This is a genomic window from Amycolatopsis sp. 505 (assembly GCF_031625235.1).
Classification (GTDB): domain Bacteria; phylum Actinomycetota; class Actinomycetes; order Mycobacteriales; family Pseudonocardiaceae; genus Amycolatopsis.
In genome coordinates, this window is record NZ_JACKQP010000017.1 from 16,548 (window position 1) to 33,722 (window position 17,175).

The following is a 17,175-nucleotide window of genomic DNA, read 5'->3' on the forward strand; positions in this document are numbered from 1 at the left end:
CGCGTCTTCCCCGCTGCGCCTCCGCTGGTCCACTGTGGACTCTCAGGGGAGTCAGCCGAGCGATTCCAGCGGCTCATCGAGCCCCAGCAAGCCACGAAGTTCGCGCGGTGTGACGGACAGGTCGTTGAGCTTCCTCATGGCGGCCGTGTTCACGGCGGATCGCAGGGCGCGATCGGTCCAGGGGGCCTCGCTGTCAGAGGTGGCGTCACGAATTCCCGCAAGGCTTGCCTCGAGCCGGGTCGCCAGGGCTTCTCGGTCGCGACTACGCCGAGCGGTCATTCGACGCACATCGAGCATGACCGAAGCTGCGAACGCCTTCCGCACCCCGAGGTCTTCGGTCAAGGTCTCGGCCAGGTCCTCGGCATGCTCGTCGTAACAGGATTCGAGTCGGCGCAGCAGGGTCGCGGCGACGCCGACCGAATGGTTCTTGATCGCGGCGAGGTTGAACGTGAACGCGCCGATCCGGCCGAGCCGGACGATCTCGTCGCCCTCCCGCGGACCGCCGATCACGGAGATCGGACCGGACGCGACCCCGGACGGCCCGAGGAGGGCACCGGATCCGTCGACCTCCACGCCGCGCCCGGTGCGCCGGTGCCGCACGGCGATCTTCTTCCGCAGGAGAGCCGCCCAGAGCGCCGACCCGACCCGTCCGTAGTCCGGCTCCCGCCCGAAGTTCGAGATCACGAGGTCCGCTTCGAGGGTTTGCGTCGACGACGACCCGGCCACCGACAACATCAGCGTGCCCGCCTCAGTGCCGACGATCCGGTCCACTTTTCCGGTAATGAGGGTGATCGGCCCGCCGTCGTCCATCGCCGCGTCGACGATCTCGGTCGTGTACGCGACCGCGCCGACCCGCAGGGCGGCCAGCAGCGTCCCGTACTCGTCGAGGAGCGCCCGCAGGTCGGCGGAGGGGATCCGGGCCAATACCTCGGGCAGGTAGGGCTCCCAGGACTTCGCGACCCGTTCCGACACGACCACCGGCGCCACCTCGGGGTGTTCGCGAGCGACGATCGCACACGCCCGTTCCCATTCGGCCGTGACGCGCTGAAGCAGCCCTCCGCGGCCTTCGTAGCTGTCGCTGTGCAGCCGAGGCGCCGGCAGGTCGAGAACGCGGTGCCGGTGGTCCGGCGGATAGGTCCGAAGCACCCGGCCGGATCGGGAGATCATGGCGATTTTCCCCGTGTGGCCGCGCCGCAGCAGCAGCGCGGCCGAGTCGTACGCGGTGAGCAGCGTACCGATGATGGCGACCGTGGCGTCTTGCCCGATGCCGAGAATTCGCGCGATTCCCTCTTCGGAGTAGGGGTGCCGCACGAAGGATGGGTGGTTCATCACGTCGGCCGCGAACGGAAGGTCCCGTTCTTCAAGGCCCGTCGCGATGACGACGTGGTCGGCGCGGAGAGTGACGCGGTCGGGCGCGGTATCGGAATCGTTGCGGATCACAGAGAACCGGTCGACGACGACGTGTGCGTGGCCGCCGTCGACTTCCACGTCGACCACCTCGCCGTCGGCTTCGACCAGAGTCACGCCGTCCGTCGCTTCGCACGCGGCTTGGACGAGGCGGTCCGCAAGATAGTCGGCATAGATCCGGCGCGGCGCGGGCCCGGACTCGGTGAACGTGAAGCCGCTCCACTCCGGGGGCCAGCCGGTGCGGTCGGCCTCGCTGTTCGCCCAGGCCACGAAGTCATCGACGTCCTCACGGAACATCGACATCCGGCCCGCCTGGATGTTGAAGACGTGATGCCAGTGGTTGCCCGCCCGGTGGTAGGCCACGCCGGCGCTGCGATACTCGGGATGCCGCTCGATCAGCACCAACTGCAAGGGCTCTCGCGCGAACTGGAGGAGGCGGACGGCGGTGGCGGTGCCTCCCAAGCCCGCTCCGACGATGACCACCCTGCGAAAACGGTTCGAGAGCCACATCGTGCCACTCCTGTCCCTGTCGGCTTCGCGAGTCGTCACGAACAGCGTCTGCACATTCGGCCGACCGGGTCTGTTCGGCCACAAGCCGTACTTCCCCACGATGTTACAGGCGCCCCAACGCCCTCTCATGCCGACGACAGCGCGTTCTGGCCAAAACACCGACCGCCTCGCCATCGTCCTTGGCCGGCGTACCCGGCGCCGACGACCAGCCGACGCGGCAGCGTGAGCAGAGCACCGACAACAGCCCGATCCGGTTGCGCGGCTGCACCCGGCGGGTGATCACCTCGCGATCACGGAGACCGCGCTCACCGCGAGGAACGCGAACGTCAGCAGCACGGTGCCCAAGGCAGCCGGTGCGCGGGCGTCGGCGGCTCAGGCGTGACGCAGGCCGCCGACCACGACGCGCGCCAGCACGTCCGGGCGCAGGATCGACGTCGGCGGTTGCAGGAGCCCGATGGTGCGGATGAACGCGGCGGCGGCCACGGGGTCGTGCGCGGCGACGCGTTGCAGCCGGGCCACGTATCGGTTCAGCGTCTTGGTGGACAGCGAGCGGTGGCCGGGGATCTCCGGCAGCGCCAGGTCTCCGAGCGCGTTGAGCTGCCACACCGGATCGATGATCTTGGCCGCGGCGCGGAAGAACCGCGTGGACAGGTCCGCGTCGCCGATCTCCAGGCACCGCCGCAGGGCCTCGGACTCCAACGCCGCGACGGTCATGCCCTGGCCGTAGATCGGGTTGAAGCTGCACATCGCGTCACCGAATACGAGCAGACCCGGCGGGAACTGCCGCAGGTGCTCGTAGCGGCGGCGCAGGCTCGCCGGGAACCGGTGCGTGCGGATCTCGCTCACCGGTTCGGAGGCGGCCACGGCGTCCTGCACGTCCGGTGGCGCGGACCGCTTGAGGAACGCCAGGAAGCCCGCTTCGTCGGTCGGCGGGTGGTCACCCGCCATGCCCACCTGGGTGACCATCCAGTCGCCGCCCTCCTGCGCGGCGAACGCGAACCCGGTCGGCCGACCGGGCACCGGGCCGACCAGGACCAGCTTGTCCTGGAACGGTGTCTCCGGCCGCACGAGCCTGCTGGCGTACATCATGTTGACGTCGATCCGGTCCTCGGCGGGCGTCGGCAGGCCGACCGACGCGAGCCACGACCGGGCCCGACCGGACCGGCCCATCGCGTCGATGACGAGGTCGGCGGCCAACACCTCCTCCGCGCCGTCGCGGTCCACCCGGACGCCGGTCACCCGGTCGCCCTCGAACACCGGCCCGACCACGTCGCAGCCGGGCACGATCCGCACGCCGGGACAGGTCGCCACCCGCGCCCGGACCGCGCCCTCCAGCATCGGCCGGGTCGCCTGGATGTCCGCCGCGCCGGTGTTCGAGCGCACCATCGGGTGACCCGCCAGCACGAACCGCGCGTCCACATTGAACCCCACCGGCACCGCGCCCGCCGCGACCAGCTCGGCCGAGAAGCCGGGGAACATCTCGTCGAGCGCATCCTTGCCGCGCAGCAGGATGGTGTGGAAATGCCTGGCCTGCGGCACCCCCCGCCGGTGCACGACGCCGGCCGCCAGGGGATCCCGGTCGACCACCGTGATCCGGTCGTAGGAGCCGACCAACGCCCGCGCCGCCAGTAGTCCACCCATGCTCGCGCCCAGCACCACCGCATGCGTCATGGGGCGACTGTGACAGTTTCCGCAGCGGTGCGCTTATTCAGCTGTGCTGATCTGCTCGGTCGAACGCCGAGCAGATCAGCCAACCGGCCCCAACTGGTGGTCGAACCCCAGGAAGCCACGCGCCAGTATGAACGATGCTGTTTCACGACAGGTTGACCGCCGTGGATAGTCCGCAATTACAAGCTTCGTCAAAGTGTCGCCGGAGGGCTCGCACTCTCATGCCGCAGTGAGGGCGTCGAAGCGGGAATCCTCCGGGTTCCCCGGACCCGGTCGGCCCGCGCGGAAGCAGCGCGTGCGTCGCCGCTGAAAACTACAGCTGGTTCGCGGCCCGCTTCACGGTCTTGATCACGGGTGCGGTCTCGAGGTGGGTGATGGCGGTCAGCCGGGCCAGCCGGCCCGTCAGGTACCTATACAGCTCCTGCTGGTTCGCGCACGCCACGCTCGCGCACACGTTCGTCGGCCCGGTGGTGGCGGCCGCGAACGCGATCTCCGGGTGTGCGGCCAGCTCCGTGCCCACCTCCTCCAGGTTCGTGGGGGCGACCGAGAGCCAGAGCAGCGTTCGGGGGCCGACGCCGAACATGCTTCCGTCGACGTCGATGTCCAGGTACAGCACTCCGCGCTCGCGCAGCTCGGTCATCCGGCGGCGGACCGTCGTCGGCGACCAGCCGGTCGCCGCGGCCAGGCGCTCGATCTCGGCCCGGCCGTCGGTCGCGAGGGTGGCGAGGAGCTTGCGGTCTCCGTCGTCGAGCCGGACCGGTCCCGGCCGGTGCGGGATCGGGGCCGGGCGCAGCCGCTCGATCGCCTCTTCGTCCAGCGATCCCAGCTTGGCGACCAGGCTGTCCGGGCCGCCGTAGAACGCGTGCAGCACCGAGTGCGCTGTCACGCCCTCCACGCGCGGGGTGCGCGGCAGCTTGGCCAGCAGCAGCGCCTCGCTGTCGGCCTCGCTTTCGGTGCGGACCGTGCAGGTGATTTCCGTACCCCCGGAGGTGATGCTCACCCAGGACGTGTCGGGACGCCGGGCCAGCGCCTCGGCGACCGGCACCGACGCGGCGGGCGCGCACCGCACCCGCAGGAACCACAGCACCGCGCCCAGCGCGGCCGGGTCGACGCCGCCGAGCACCCGCACCGCCCCGGCCGACCGCAACCGGGCGTACCGGCGGGCGATGGTGCGATCCGATACGCCGAGAACGCCGGCGATCGTGCTGAACGGCGCCCGGCCGTTGATCTGCAGGGCGTGCACCAGCCGACGATCCAGTTCGTCGTATTCCACCTCGAAGAGGCTAATCAGTGTCGGATATCGACGCAATAACGCCGGTTTCTGGCACAGCCGCGTCGCCGGGCGGAGCGTCGCTCCCGTCCTGATCGATACAACCCGGGGAGACCCCATGGACACCGAGGTGCTCGTCGTCGGCGCGGGCCCGACCGGCCTGACGCTGGCCAACGAACTGCGGGTGGCGGGCGTGCCGGCCGTGCTGGTCGACAAGCTGCCGCAGCGCAGCACGTTGTCGAAGGCGGGTGGCGTGCAGTCGCGCACGCAGGAGGCGTTCGACCAGCGCGGCCTGCTGGAACCGTTGCTGGCCACCGGAAACCACCCGGCCGGCACCGCACACTTCGCCGGGATCACGCTCCCGCTCACCCGAAACCGGCACGCCCATCCGTGGCGGTCCATCCCGCAGGTGGTGATCGAGGGTTTCCTCGAGCGGCACCTTGCCGCACAAGGCATCCACGTCCGGCGTGACCACGACCTGACCGGTCTCACCCAGGACGAGAACGGGGTCACCGCGACCTTCGCGAGCGGCAGCGTCGTCCGCTCCCGCTACCTGGTCGGGGCCGACGGCGGCCGCAGCACGGTCCGCTCGCTGCTGAAGGCGGAGTTCCCCGGCCGGCCCGGCACGATGACCACCGTCGCCGCCGACGTGCGGCTGAGTGGCGGCGAACAAGGGATGGTGCACGCCCGAAGCGAGGACGGCCACTGGGTGTCGGTGTTCCCGCTCGGCACCGATCCGCAGGGCAGGCCGCTGCGCCGGCTCGCGCTGGGCGGGCCGGGCCGGTCGCTGCCCCGGGACGCCCCGGTCACCGAGGACGAGCTCCGCGACGGGCTGCGCGCCGTCTTCGGCTCACGCGTGCACCTGCTCGAATTGCGCTACGCCCGCCGCATCACCAACGCGGCCCGGCAAGCCGCCCGCTACCGGCACGGCCGGGTGTTCCTGGCGGGCGACGCCGCGCACGTCCACCTCCCGATCGGCGCGCAGGGCATGAACACCGGGATCCAGGACGCGCTGAACCTCGGGTGGAAGCTCGGCGCCGCGGTGCACGGCTGGGCGCCGGCGCACCTGCTCGACACCTACCACGCCGAACGGCACCCGGTCGGGGCCGCCGTGCTGCGCAACGTCCAGGCGCAGAGCCTGCTGATGGACCACCAGGGCACCGGCGACCCGGATCTGGCGGCGGCCAAGGATTTGTTCGCCGCGCTGGCCCAGCTTCCGGAAGTGCAGTACCACCTGGACGACATGCTGTCCGGGATGGGCATCCGGTACCCGATGCCGGGCAGCGAAGGCCAGCCGCGCGTCGGTCTGCCCGCACCGGATCAGCGGCTCGGCCCGGTCCGGTCGCACGAACTGCTGCGGTGCGGGCGCGGTCTCCTGATCGACCCGGCCGACAGGTTCGCCGAGGTCGCCGGCCGTTGGCGGGACCGCGTGGACCGCGTGGGACAGGGCGTCGCCACCGAGCCGATGCTCATCCGGCCGGACGGTTACGTGTGCTGGGCCGGCCACCCGGACGATCTTGGGCCGGCGCTCGGTCACTGGTTCGGCGACCGCCCATAGGGCCTCCTGGCCGTGGCTTCGCCCCACGCGTTGACAAGCGGGCACCACCTCCCTAGCGTGATAAGTGGAGATGACCTCCAATTTCATCACACTCGACGAGGTGCGCGTGAAGATCCTCATGTTCGGCCGGGGCGCCATCGCCACGGTGCACGGCTGGGCCCTGGAGCGGGCCGGACACGACGTCGAGTGCTACGTCCGGCCGGGCCGCGCGTCGGCTTACGGGGAGGCGGTGGAGCTCGATCTGCTCGACGCACGGAGGCGGGTGTGGGGGCAGCGCGTGGTCCAGGCGTGGCCGGTGCGCTACCGCGAACAACTGCCGCCGGACCACGATTTCGACCTGATCGTGCTGAGCGTGCCGCACCACCGCCTCCCGGAAGCGGCCGCGTTCTTGGCACCGCGCGTCGGCAACGCCACGGTCCTGGTGTTCGGCAACATCTGGGCCGAGCCACTGACCGCGATCGGCGCTCTGCCCGTCGATCAGGTGGCGTGGGGCTTTCCGTTGGCGGGCGGCGGCTTCGGCGAAGACGGCGTGCTCCGCGGAACGCTCCTGCCCGCGGTCGTCTTCGGCACCGTCGACCGGCCCCCGACCGCGCGCGAGAGAGCGACGCGGCGGGTGTTTCGCGAGGCCGGCTTCCGGTTGCGGGAGAAGCGCGATTTCCGCACCTGGCTGTGGCTCCATTTCGCGATGAACGCCGGCCTGCACGCGCAGGGCCTGCGGCGGGGAACGCTGTCCGAATTGGTCGGAGCGACGGCCGATCTAAGCGAAGCGCTGCTGACCGCCCGGGAGCTGCTGCCGGTGCTCCGGGCGCGCGGCGCCGACCTGCGCCGGCGTGACACGCTGGGATACCGGGCGCCGACCTGGCTGACGGCCCCGGCGTTCGCGTGGCTGACCGCGCACGTCCCGCTGGTGCGCAGGAGTTTCGAGGGTCACGCCGACCCGGCAGCCGAGGAGCCACGGGAGGTCTGCCGCGACACCCTGGCCGAAGCCCGCCGGCTCGGCATCGCCGTGCCACGCCTGGAAGCGGCGGAATCGAGCTTCGCCGGTAGCCCACCCGTGGTCTAGGGTGCTGTCTCCGGGCCGGGGGATTCCGAAGGGGGCACCTTGTTCGACGAACCGACGGCTTCGCCATCGCGTCGCTGCTCTGTGGCCTGGTCGGGCTCATTCCCCTGGCCGCGGCGTTCGGCATCCGCGCGTTCAGCGTGCTCTGGCTCGGCGTCGGCGTGCTGAAGGCCGGATCCCTCCTGTTCGCACACACGGTCGCTGCGCCGCGAACCGCCGGCGGCAACGACTACATCCATGTGATGGGCGCGGGCGAGAACCTCACCGCGCCCGTGCAGCCCTGAGCTTCCTATTGAAGCTCCGCGCGCTTGTCGTCCGCGGCGACTCGCACGTCCCGGAAGTCCACGACGGCCGCTCGAGCGTTTCGGATCAGCTTCGCCAGATTGCCCTCCGACAGCAGCAGCACATCGTCGAGAACCTGCGGAGGCAGCTCCAGTTCCCGCGGGCCGTAGCAGTCGTGCCACGCCAGGTCCGCCAGGTGCAGCAGGTCGAGGGCCGCCTCGACGTTCTTGGACGAGAACTGTGCCTCGATGCGAGGTGTGCGTTCCCGGCGGCGTTGCTCACTTCCGACAGCCATCAGACCCTCCCACTGTTCTGCTCCAAGGATCCACGCGTCGACGCGAAACCGGTACGTGAAAGCCCCCCGGCACTAGAATCGGCCGGCGTGCCGCCCACGCGAAGTCCCCGGGTTTTCGTCTCCTACGCCGATGACTCCGGTGACCACACCGAAACCGTCCGGCTGTTCGCCGGGCGGCTGCGCGCCTCCGGCATCGATGCGCGGCTGGACCAGTGGGAGCGGGATCGGCGGCGGGACTGGCTCGACTGGACCATGGACCAGCTCGAGCACGGCGACTTCGTGCTCGCGATCGGCTCGCCCCGGTACAAACAGCTGGCCACCTCGGACGGCGAATCTCCCGGCTACGACCGGTTCCAGCTCGTCATGCTGCGCGAACACCTGGCCCAGGACCGCGCGCAGTGGCTGGCCAAGATCCTCCCCGTCGTCCTGCCCGGGTGCTCCGCCGACGACCTGCCCGCGTTCCTCCAGCCCTACTCCGCCACCCGGTACGCGATCCCCGAGCAGTTCGACGAGTTGCTGCGGGTGCTGACCGGACAACCCCGCCGCGTCCAGCCGGAGCTGGGGCCGCTCGCCGATCGGCCGGACGGGCTGTCCCTGCTGAGCGCGGACCTGAGCCGGGTGCTCGTCGACGCCTCGGAGAGCCTCGCGGGCGCGGTCGGCGACCTGTGGCGGGGTGAGTCGCGGCGGCTCGGGCTCGACGACCCGCGTCCGCTGGTCACCCGCTGGCGCGCCGACAGCCGCGAGTTCGAGCGGATCGGGCCGTTCTTCCGCGATGACGTGCCGTCCCGGCGGCTGCTCCTGCTCGGGCCGCCGGGGTCCGGCAAGAGCGTATCGGCGATCCGCCTGGTGACCGATCTGCTGGCCGGGTGGGCCCGGGGCGCGCCGGTGCCGGTGCTGGTCCCCGTCACCGGCTGGCACCCGGGCGAGCTGCACCCGTTCGACTGGCTCGCCCGCCGGCTGGCCCGCGACCACCGGCTCAGCGGGACCGTGCGCTGGGTCGACGGGCGACGGCTGACACTGGCGTCCGCGCTGCTCGAGGTGGGCCTGGTGCTGCCCGTCCTCGACGGCCTGGAGACCATCGCCGAAGACCTGCGGCCCGAGGCGATCGCGGCGCTCAACCGGCTGGGGTCGTCGGTTCCGCTGGTCGTCACCTGCGGCCTCGCCGAATACCGCGCCTTGGACGCGGCGGGCGTCGGGCTGACGCGCGCCACCCGGGCCGAACTCCGGCCGCTCGACCGGGACGACGTCGAGGACTACCTGGCCGAGACCGTCCCCCACGGCCGGTCCCGCTTGGCTCCGCTGTTCGCCCGCCTGCGCACCGAGCCCGCGCCGACGCCGCTCGTGGTGTGGCTGATCCGCGTGGTCCACCAGGACCCCGGCCGCGATCCCGGTGACCTGTGCGACCGGACGCGCTTCCCGGACCCCGACTCGATCGAGGCCCACCTGGTGCGGCACCTCGTCCCGGCGGTCTACCCGGACTACCCCGGGCACCGCCGCCACGGGGCCTTCGCCCGGGTGGACCACGGCACCGTGCGGCGCTGGCTGGCGCACCTCGCCGCGACCGGGACGGCGGACATCGCGTGGTGGCAGCTCGATCGTTCCCTCCCCTGGGTCGCTCCGGCCTGTCGCGTCGCGGCGGGCGCCACGCTCGGCTTCGGGCTGGTCAGCACGGCCGGTGTCCTCCCCGGGTCGGTGGCCGCCGCCGTGGTCGGGCTGGCCGCCGGCCACTCGCGGTACCTCGCGTACTTCAACGTCACCGATCTCGAAACCCCGCACCGGTTCGACAACTCGACGTCGAAGGTCCGCGCCGAATTGCGCGACTTCGCGAAACTGCTGGGGACTGCGCTGCTGTTCGTCGTCGGCGTGCTCGCGCTGCTGGTCGCCGGCCGGAGCGTCGCGACCGGACTCGTGCACACCGTGCGCGCGGCACTGGTGGTGACGGCTTCGGCGCTCGGCGGCGGGTTCCTGGCCTGGTGGTTCGGCCGCAAGCTGTGGCACCGGCAGCGCCACGGCCGCGGCGACGGCGTGGTGGTGCTCGCCGATCTCGACCGCCCGACGAGTCCGGGCGCCACCCTCCGCGCCGACCGGAACGTGCTCCTGGCCGGCACCGGGACCATGCTGGCGATCGCGGTGATCTTCGCGGTGCTCGGCCTCGGCTACGCGGTCCGGATCGCGCTCGGTTACGCCGCCGCCTGGATGTTGCTCAGCGCGTACGCCAGGTTCACCACGGCCCGGCTCGTGCTCGCCGCGCGCGGCAAGCTCCCGTGGCGCCTGTTCGGGTTCCTGGACGACGCCCGCGACCGCGGCGTGCTCCGCCAGTACGGCGCGGTCCACCAGTTCCGCCACCGGCACCTGCAACGGCACTTGGGCGGCCCCGGGCAGCGCTGAGGGACTCGATCGGACAGGTCAGAAGGAGCACTGGATGGCCATGTCGTCGAAGCGCACGAAGGTCTTGGTGCCGTTGCCGTTGCCGTAGATGACCTGGAGGTAGATGTCGCCGGTGAACCCGCGCAGGTCGAGGCCGGTGATGAAGGCCTGGCGGTAGCCGCCGCCGGGGAACCAGGGGTAGGTCTCGGCGATGATGCGCCAGCCGTCGGGGTTCCAGATCTGGAGTCCGACCTGGGCGCCGGCCGGGGTGAGAGGGTTGAACCAGACGCCGACGGCGCAGTTGCCGCGGTTCCAATTGGAGATGTTGACCGGGATGCGGTTGGCGGCCCAGCCGTTGCCGACGTAAAGCCAGCCGTCGTTGGCGCCGGAGCGGGCGACGCCGCCGTTGAGGTCGTAGCCGGCGACACCGTCCCCGGAACCGCCGCCCTGCCAGCGGGTCCAGGGGGTGGCCCCCTCGACGCTGTCCCACACTTGCACGATGCTCGCCTGCGCGGGCGTTGCGGTGGTCAACGAGACCGCCGACAGGAGCGCGGTGGCCAGGGCCAAAGCCTTTGCGGATCTTTTGACAAATCCGTATTTCACGGTGTTCGCCTTTCGCATCGAATGTCGCCGGGGCGCCGGGGTGATTCGCGGATCCCGATTTCCTTTCCGGTAATCGATGCTGGCACAGGAAGTGCGGGCCGATAAGCGTCCGATCTTGCCCACTCGACCGTGGGTAAGATTGCCCATGCCTACTATTGTCGTGAGACCGCTGCCGTAGCCGCACAGCGTCCATCCAGGGTAGTGCGGTCGCCCCGGTGAAACCGTAGACTCGGCTTGGTGGGGGTGATCGCCGCGTCGGGCACGGGTGCCGGGCAGCGCGTGCTCGCGGACATTGTGGGAGCGCAGGTCGCGTGGTGGAATCTCGGTTTCGCGGTCCGGCGAGCCGTGGTGCGGGAAGCCCGCCGGGGAAAGCGGTTTCCCGAGCCGGACGTGTGGAACGTGTCCGCCGGCTGGGCACGGCAGTGGCTGGCGGCGCCGTGGTGGTGGCGGCTGGTTCGCAGTGTCGGCGCAACGGTCCTCGTCATCGTCGGCCTGACCGGGTTCGCCGCGGTGCTGGGTGAGGTGGACGGGATCACCGCACTGAGCGGTGCGGTGGCCGGGTGCCTGCCGTCGGCCGCCGGGTGGTCCTGGCGGCAGGCGCGCATCGCCAGGCTCCTCGCCGCACCGGACCTCGAGCTGCCGCTCGGTCCGCCGCCCGCGCGGAGCTTGGCCGTTCGCACGGTCCTGGTCCTGCTCGCGGCCGGTGCGGCGGTGAGCGCGACGATCATCGCCATCGCGAACGATCGGTCCGCCCGGTACGACTGCCCCCGGTTCGCCGTCGATGCGCCCGTACACGACTGGTGGCTGCACCGGGGCGGGCGCGTCGGGGTCGGCTGCCCGGCCGCCGACACCCGCTCGGCCGAAGCGGGCGTGCGCTACACGCCGTGGACTCCGGTCGTCGGCAACCGATTCGGGTGGAGTGAAGTGGTGTACGCCTTCCCGCCGGAGGAGCCGATCACCATGGCCGTACCGATCTTCAACGCCTGGATCGCCGCCGGCGGCCCGTCCGGCGTGCTCGGCCGGCCCACCGACGGCAACGTGGACGACACGACCATCGCCTACGTGAACTTCCGTGGCGGCACCATCGTCCTGACCGCCGACGGCGACCCGGAGGTCCACGTGGGACAGCAGTACTCCCGCCGGGCCCGCGACCTCGCCGGCCCCTGTGCGGCGCGCGATCGCCCGTGCATCACCGCGGCTTACGCCGACGCCGACGGAATCCACGTCGGCTGGCAGTACGGCGCCGCGGACGCGTTCAACGTCACCTGGCAGCCGGCCGACGGAACGCCGTGGTCGGAACGGCACCGTGAGGTGGCCGGCTTCGAGGTCACCTTGCCCGACGTCCGGCCGGCGACGACGTACCTGGTCTCGATCCAGGCCTGTGAAAAGCACTTCTTGAGCCGGTCCGCCTGCACCTGGCCGCCCGACGAAGTTGCCGTCCGGGTCGGGTAGATGCCGACCGAACCCAGGCATCCGGCCCCCATGCTGCTGGTGCTCGGCCTGCGCTGGCTGGCGTTCGGCTGGATGCTGGTGGTGGCGTTCGCCGGCGGTCAGATCCAGCGGCCGGTCGAGGCCGGCGTCGCCCTGATCGCCACCGGATGCTGGACGGCCTGGCTGACGATGGCCGCGGTGCGGCGGATGCGGCTCGTGCTCGCCGCCGATCTGGCCACGGCCGTGGCGTTGATCGTGGGGTACGGCCGGGTGTACCCGGCGCACGCGGTGCTGACCGACCACCCGTCGTTCATGGGCGCGTATCCGGCCGCGGCGGTCGCGGCGTGGGGCGTCGTCCGGGGGATTCCGGGTGGCCTGGTCGCCGGAGCGGTGGTCGGGCTGAGCCTGCCGTTCGCTTACGCGGCCAATGAGGTCGCGTTCGCGCGGCTGTCGTTCCTGCAGCTGTTGACCGTGGTCGGCTGGGGCCTGTCGTACGTGCTGCTGGGTGGCGCGGTGGGCGTGGCCGCCGGTCAGCTCGACCAGCTGCGCGAGCAGGCCATCCGGCACGGCGAGCGGACGGCGCGGCTGGCCGAACGGGAGCGCCTCGCCGCGCGGATCCACGACGACGTCCTGCAGAACCTGGGCCGGCTCCGGGCCCGGATCGGGGAACTGTCGGCCGCGCCGGCGCTGGCCGCCGTGGCCGAGGGGATCGCCCGGCAGGAGGCGGCGCTGCGCGGTCTGGCGCGCTCCGATCCCGACCCGGTTCCGGCCGGTGTCGTGTCGCTGCGCGAGGAGTTGGCCGAGCTCGCCGGACGGCGCGACGAGATCCCGGTCCGCCTGGTGGCGAGCGGCCCGGTCCGGTTGCCGGAGGCCGTGGCGGCCGACGTCGTCGCCGCGGTTGCGGAACTGCTGAGCAACGTCGTCAAACACGCACGGGCGCACCGGGTTTGGCTCACCGTGTTGCAGGATCGCAGCGATGTCACGGTGAGCGTCCGGGACGACGGCGTGGGGTTCGAGCCGGGCCGCGACACGAACGGGATCGGCCTGCGGCTGTCGGTCCGGGCTCGGGTGGAACGCCTCGGCGGGCAGGTCCGCATCCGCAGCCGCACCGGCCAGGGCACCGAAGTGGAACTGCGCATCCCCCGAGGGAGAGGTGAGCATGCCGGGAAATCCGGTCCGGTTGCTGGTCGTCGAGGATCACCCGATCACCCGTGACGGTGTCCGAACCGCACTCGAGCGCGATGGCCGGGTGACGGTCGTGGGTGAGGCCGCGGACGCGCCGGCCGCCTGCCGGCTGGCCGACCGGCTCCACCCCGACGTCGCGCTGGTCGATCTGCGGCTGGGCCCCGGGGCGGGCAGCGGCGTCGACGTCATCGGCTACCTGCGCGTCCACTGGCCCGATATCCGGATTCTCGTGCTTTCCCAAGGAGAACCCGCGGAGTTCCTGGCGGCGGTCCGCGCCGGGGCCCACGGCTGCGTCAGCAAGGCGACCACCGCCGCGGAGCTGACCGCGGCCGTGGCGGCCGTGCTCACCGGCCCGGTCCTGCCCGCCGACCTCGCCGCGCACCTGATCGGCGAACTGCACGAATCGTCCCGCCCGCTCACCACCCGGGAGCGGGATGTGCTGCGCTGCCTGGCCAAGGGCTACGACAACCGCGAGATCGCCGAGGAGCTGCAGATCGCCGTCCGCACGGTCAACCGCCACCTGGAGAACATCCGCGCCAAGCTCGGCCACCACCGCCGTTCCGTGCTCATCCGCGTCGCCCGCAACCACCACCCCTGACGCGTCAGGTGCCGATCACCTGGGCGTGGGCCAGCTCCGCGTAGGCCTCGTCGAGCTTCGCGACAGCCTGCTGGCGGAACACGGCTCCGCCACCGGTCCAGTCGTTCAGCGCGAGCTGGATGTACCCGACGCCGGCGGAGATGTCCTGTGCGGCGGCCTGCAGCCACGGCTCCGGCTGTGGCTTGACGGTACCGAGCTCGTCGATGAAGCCGACCCGCGCCGGGAACGGCCGGGCGCCCGGACTCGCTTGGGCGGCCTGGGTGAACTCGTCGAACGCCGCGGCCCGCAACTGGGCCCGCCGCACCGGGTCGGGGGTGCGTCCCGCACTGCTGAGCTCACCCAGCCCGAGCGCGATCCGCCGGCCCACGACCTCTTGCGGGTCGGGCAGCCAGTCGACCGCCAGGCCACACTGCGGGCAGCCGAGCTCCCAGTTCCAGTCGAGGTGCACCGGAACGCAGATCACCTGCCCCCGCCACTTGAAGCACCACGGCCCCTCGGAGCCGGCGGAGGCCGGTGCCGCCACGGCGACCGTGGCCAGCGCCGCCGCACTCAGCGCGATCAGTCCTCTGCGGATCCAGCTCATCTTGTTGCGTCTCATGGGTTCTCATGGTTCTGCCCGGTGACAGCGTCCGCAAGCGACCGGATTTTCCCATGCGCACATGGGTATTCTTACCCATTTCACCCCGGCTGCTCGACCGCCGGCACCTGACTCCCGTCCCGCAGTACTAGCGCCAGCGCATCAGGTAGGTAGGGCCGCTGTCGTCGTGGCGCGCATCGCGTTCGTCGAAACGCCATTGCGCGAACATCGTTCGCGCAATGGCGGGCGGCGTGGTACGGCGAGCCTCCAGCAGCGATTCGAGCTCATTGAAGCGCGCGGGTTCACACTCCCCCGCGTCCCATGCTTTCACGTGGAGACGCCAGGCTTCCTGTTCGAGGGCGAGACCCTCGTCGTCGATCGGCCAGACGGAGAACTCGTCACCGTCCTCGAAGAAGTTGTTCAGCCTGAGGAAGTAGTGCGGAACGCCGGAGATGTCGGCGACACCGGCTTGCGGGCCGTCGTAGCGCTCGTTTTCCACGTGAACGTGTTCGAAGCCGATGGAGATCAGCTGCTCCCGCGTGGTGTAGCCGCGGTCTTCCAACGAAACGATCGGGACGGGGTACTCGGTGAACCAGCCATCGGCACGGAAACCGAGCTGGCGGTACGCCGGCTCGCTCTCGGCGGACGCTCGCAGCGCCACCGTGTCGTATCCGGCGGCGCGAGCACTGTCTATCGCGGCCGAGGTCATGACGCCACCGAATCCCCGGCGCCGGAAAGCGGCCAAGGTGGAGATGTTGTAGATACCGGCGACCCCGGCGTGTAGGAAAACCTCGCCTGCGCTGACCGGCGCGCCGTGGTGGTAACCGAGTAGATAGTGCGCCGGGCAGTCCTCGGCGAGGGCTGACGAGGCCACACGATCGTAGAACTCGGCAACGGCGACGGCGGGCGGATTCCGGTTGGCGGCCAGGATCCGGGCGTAGTCGGCGAGTTCCTCGGGGGTACGGACCCGGCGGATTTCCAGATCCGGGAGCCGGTCCGCAACGGGGATGTCCGCGGCGGGGGCCCACATCGCAGCTTCCCTTCGCCCGGCCGTCAATTCGACGGAGCCGAACGGCAAATCCGCGGAATTCGGACCGGCCGACCAGGAGAAGGCACGGCCGGTCAAACGCAGCTTGAACACCGTGCGGTAGAGGCGGTCCTTCACCTCATCCGGCGCGAACCGAGCGTTCGCGACGATGTTGAAGGTGTCGGCACCGGTACTGGCATCGCCTTCGATACCGCTGTCGGCGATCACCAGATCGTCGGTTTCCGTGACAGTCATGCCCTCGGTATGGCGATGCAGATGACAGGCGTGTTCGACGACGTTCGCCTCGATGCGCTCCGTGAGCCCGGCGTGCATGGGCTCACCGTACGGTCGTGGTCGGCCCCGGACCACTCAATTTGCCGACGGGCAGGACGCACCCCCGAGCCGCCGGCGGAGGGTGTCGAGTGCGGTGTCGAGGTCGGGTGCGGACTGTTCGAGTACGAAATCCGCGTCCAGCATCAGCAGGTTGAGGGCGAGCGCGGCCGGTGACTCGGCGGTGGCGTGCACGCGGCACCGATGCTCGTCCACCACCTCGACGGGGACGGCCGCCGGCACTCTGGCGATGATCTCGGCGGCGGGTGCGCCGACCAGGGCGACGGCGCGATGGCGGGCGAACGCGGAGTCGATGCCGTGCACCACATCGGTGGCGGACGGGGCCTCACGCGGGGTGAACGTCGCGCCCTCCGGGCGTTTCACGGTCATCCGGTCGAGGCGGAACTGCCGCCAGTCGCCGCGGTCGGGGTCGAAAGCGACGAGGTACCACCGCCGCCCCACCTGGACGACGCGGTGCGGCTCCACCTCGCGGCGGGTCGCCTCGCCTTCGCGGGTCAGGTAGCCGAAGCGGACGCGGCGGTGGTCGCGGCAGGCGGCGGTGAGGAAGACCAGCAGGTCGGGGGCGACGCCGCCGGGGGCTCGGGCTGTCTGCGTGTAGTCGCGCATGGCCGCGACCCGTCCCCGCAGCCGGCGTGGCAGCACCTGTTCGAGTTTCACCAGTGCGGTCCCGGCAGCCTCGCCGAGGTCGGTGGTGCCGGCGCCGGTGGCCATCCGCAACGCGATGACGATGGCCACGGCCTCGTCGTCGTCGAGCTGCAGCGGGGGCAGCGCGGTTCCGGGGCGCAGCCGGTAGCCACCGGCCACCCCGGGGGCCGCTTCGACGGGGTAGCCGAGGTCACGCAGCTTCCGGATGTCGTAGCGCACCGTGCGGGGACTCGTGCCGAGCCGGTCGACCAGCTCCGCGCCGGTCCACGACGAGCGCGTCTGCAGCAGGGTCAGCAACGCCAGCAGGCGGGCAGCCGGGTTCGACATGTCTCCATGATGCG

Annotated in this window: 15 protein-coding genes; 7 read left to right on the forward strand and 8 right to left on the reverse strand. The window is 71.3% G+C overall.

The features are described from left to right. Positions 1-51: 51 nt before the first annotated feature. The 3 genes from H5965_RS42705 to H5965_RS42715 all read right to left on the reverse strand — a co-directional run bounded on the left by H5965_RS42705 (position 52) and on the right by H5965_RS42715 (position 4,858). The gene (locus tag H5965_RS42705; RefSeq protein ID WP_310977001.1) at positions 52-1,917 is read right to left on the reverse strand and encodes an FAD/NAD(P)-binding protein; all 1,866 of its coding nucleotides are present in this window, start codon (positions 1,915-1,917) and stop codon (positions 52-54) included. Positions 1,918-2,289: 372 nt separating this feature from the next. Further along, the gene (locus tag H5965_RS42710) at positions 2,290-3,588 is read right to left on the reverse strand and encodes a 2-polyprenyl-6-methoxyphenol hydroxylase-like oxidoreductase (RefSeq protein ID WP_310977002.1); all 1,299 of its coding nucleotides are present in this window, start codon (positions 3,586-3,588) and stop codon (positions 2,290-2,292) included. A gap of 310 nt (positions 3,589-3,898) precedes the next feature. Further along, positions 3,899-4,858 (reverse strand): Lrp/AsnC family transcriptional regulator, encoded by a 960-nt coding sequence (locus H5965_RS42715; protein WP_310977003.1) that lies wholly within the window; start codon positions 4,856-4,858, stop codon positions 3,899-3,901. A 115-nt stretch (positions 4,859-4,973) separates the two neighbouring features. Between H5965_RS42715 and H5965_RS42720 the strand changes: the two genes are divergently transcribed. From H5965_RS42720 to H5965_RS42730, 3 genes are all read left to right on the forward strand, one after another. Beyond that, entirely contained in the window at positions 4,974-6,413 is a 1,440-nt protein-coding gene (locus tag H5965_RS42720; protein ID WP_310977005.1) for an FAD-dependent monooxygenase, read from the forward strand. Between the two features lie 106 nt (positions 6,414-6,519). Further along, the gene (locus H5965_RS42725; RefSeq protein WP_310977094.1) at positions 6,520-7,476 is read left to right on the forward strand and encodes a 2-dehydropantoate 2-reductase N-terminal domain-containing protein; all 957 of its coding nucleotides are present in this window, start codon (positions 6,520-6,522) and stop codon (positions 7,474-7,476) included. Positions 7,477-7,613: 137 nt separating this feature from the next. Next, a complete protein-coding gene (locus H5965_RS42730; RefSeq protein ID WP_310977006.1) occupies positions 7,614-7,757 on the forward strand; it encodes a hypothetical protein in 144 nt (47 codons plus the stop codon). A gap of 5 nt (positions 7,758-7,762) precedes the next feature. Here the strand turns inward: H5965_RS42730 and H5965_RS42735 are convergent, their stop codons facing one another. After that, the gene (locus tag H5965_RS42735) at positions 7,763-8,050 is read right to left on the reverse strand and encodes a hypothetical protein (RefSeq protein WP_310977007.1); all 288 of its coding nucleotides are present in this window, start codon (positions 8,048-8,050) and stop codon (positions 7,763-7,765) included. Positions 8,051-8,137: 87 nt separating this feature from the next. On the opposite strand from H5965_RS42735, the gene H5965_RS42740 reads away from it, so the two are divergent. Then, positions 8,138-10,438: an SEFIR domain-containing protein gene (locus H5965_RS42740; RefSeq protein WP_310977009.1), complete on the forward strand. Its 2,301-nt coding sequence runs from the start codon at positions 8,138-8,140 to the stop codon at positions 10,436-10,438. A gap of 18 nt (positions 10,439-10,456) precedes the next feature. On the opposite strand, the gene H5965_RS42745 is transcribed toward H5965_RS42740, so the two are convergent. Beyond that, entirely contained in the window at positions 10,457-10,984 is a 528-nt protein-coding gene (locus H5965_RS42745; protein WP_310977010.1) for a hypothetical protein, read from the reverse strand. A 273-nt stretch (positions 10,985-11,257) separates the two neighbouring features. Between H5965_RS42745 and H5965_RS42750 the strand changes: the two genes are divergently transcribed. The 3 genes from H5965_RS42750 to H5965_RS42760 are packed head-to-tail and all read left to right on the forward strand — an operon-like array spanning position 11,258 to position 14,234. Further along, positions 11,258-12,472: a hypothetical protein gene (locus tag H5965_RS42750; RefSeq protein ID WP_310977011.1), complete on the forward strand. Its 1,215-nt coding sequence runs from the start codon at positions 11,258-11,260 to the stop codon at positions 12,470-12,472. After that, positions 12,473-13,666 carry an ATP-binding protein gene (locus H5965_RS42755; protein WP_310977012.1) on the forward strand — a complete coding sequence of 398 codons (1,194 nt, stop codon included), beginning with the start codon at positions 12,473-12,475 and terminating at the stop codon, positions 13,664-13,666. It abuts the gene before it with no gap. Beyond that, positions 13,611-14,234, forward strand: coding sequence for a response regulator transcription factor (locus tag H5965_RS42760; RefSeq protein ID WP_310977013.1), 624 nt, complete (start codon positions 13,611-13,613; stop codon positions 14,232-14,234). Before H5965_RS42755 ends, H5965_RS42760 begins: the two co-directional genes overlap by 56 nt. Before the next feature lie 4 nt (positions 14,235-14,238). Here H5965_RS42760 and H5965_RS42765 read toward each other — a convergent pair whose 3' ends face one another. The 3 genes from H5965_RS42765 to H5965_RS42775 all read right to left on the reverse strand — a co-directional run bounded on the left by H5965_RS42765 (position 14,239) and on the right by H5965_RS42775 (position 17,161). Continuing rightward, complete coding sequence (locus H5965_RS42765; RefSeq protein WP_310977014.1) at positions 14,239-14,832, reverse strand: hypothetical protein; 594 nt, start codon at positions 14,830-14,832, stop codon at positions 14,239-14,241. A 127-nt stretch (positions 14,833-14,959) separates the two neighbouring features. Beyond that, on the reverse strand, positions 14,960-16,171 hold the full coding sequence (locus H5965_RS42770; RefSeq protein WP_310977015.1) for a GNAT family N-acetyltransferase: 1,212 nt from the start codon (positions 16,169-16,171) through the stop codon (positions 14,960-14,962). Positions 16,172-16,207: 36 nt separating this feature from the next. Further along, positions 16,208-17,161 carry a YafY family protein gene (locus H5965_RS42775; protein WP_310977016.1) on the reverse strand — a complete coding sequence of 318 codons (954 nt, stop codon included), beginning with the start codon at positions 17,159-17,161 and terminating at the stop codon, positions 16,208-16,210. Positions 17,162-17,175 lie beyond the last annotated feature (14 nt).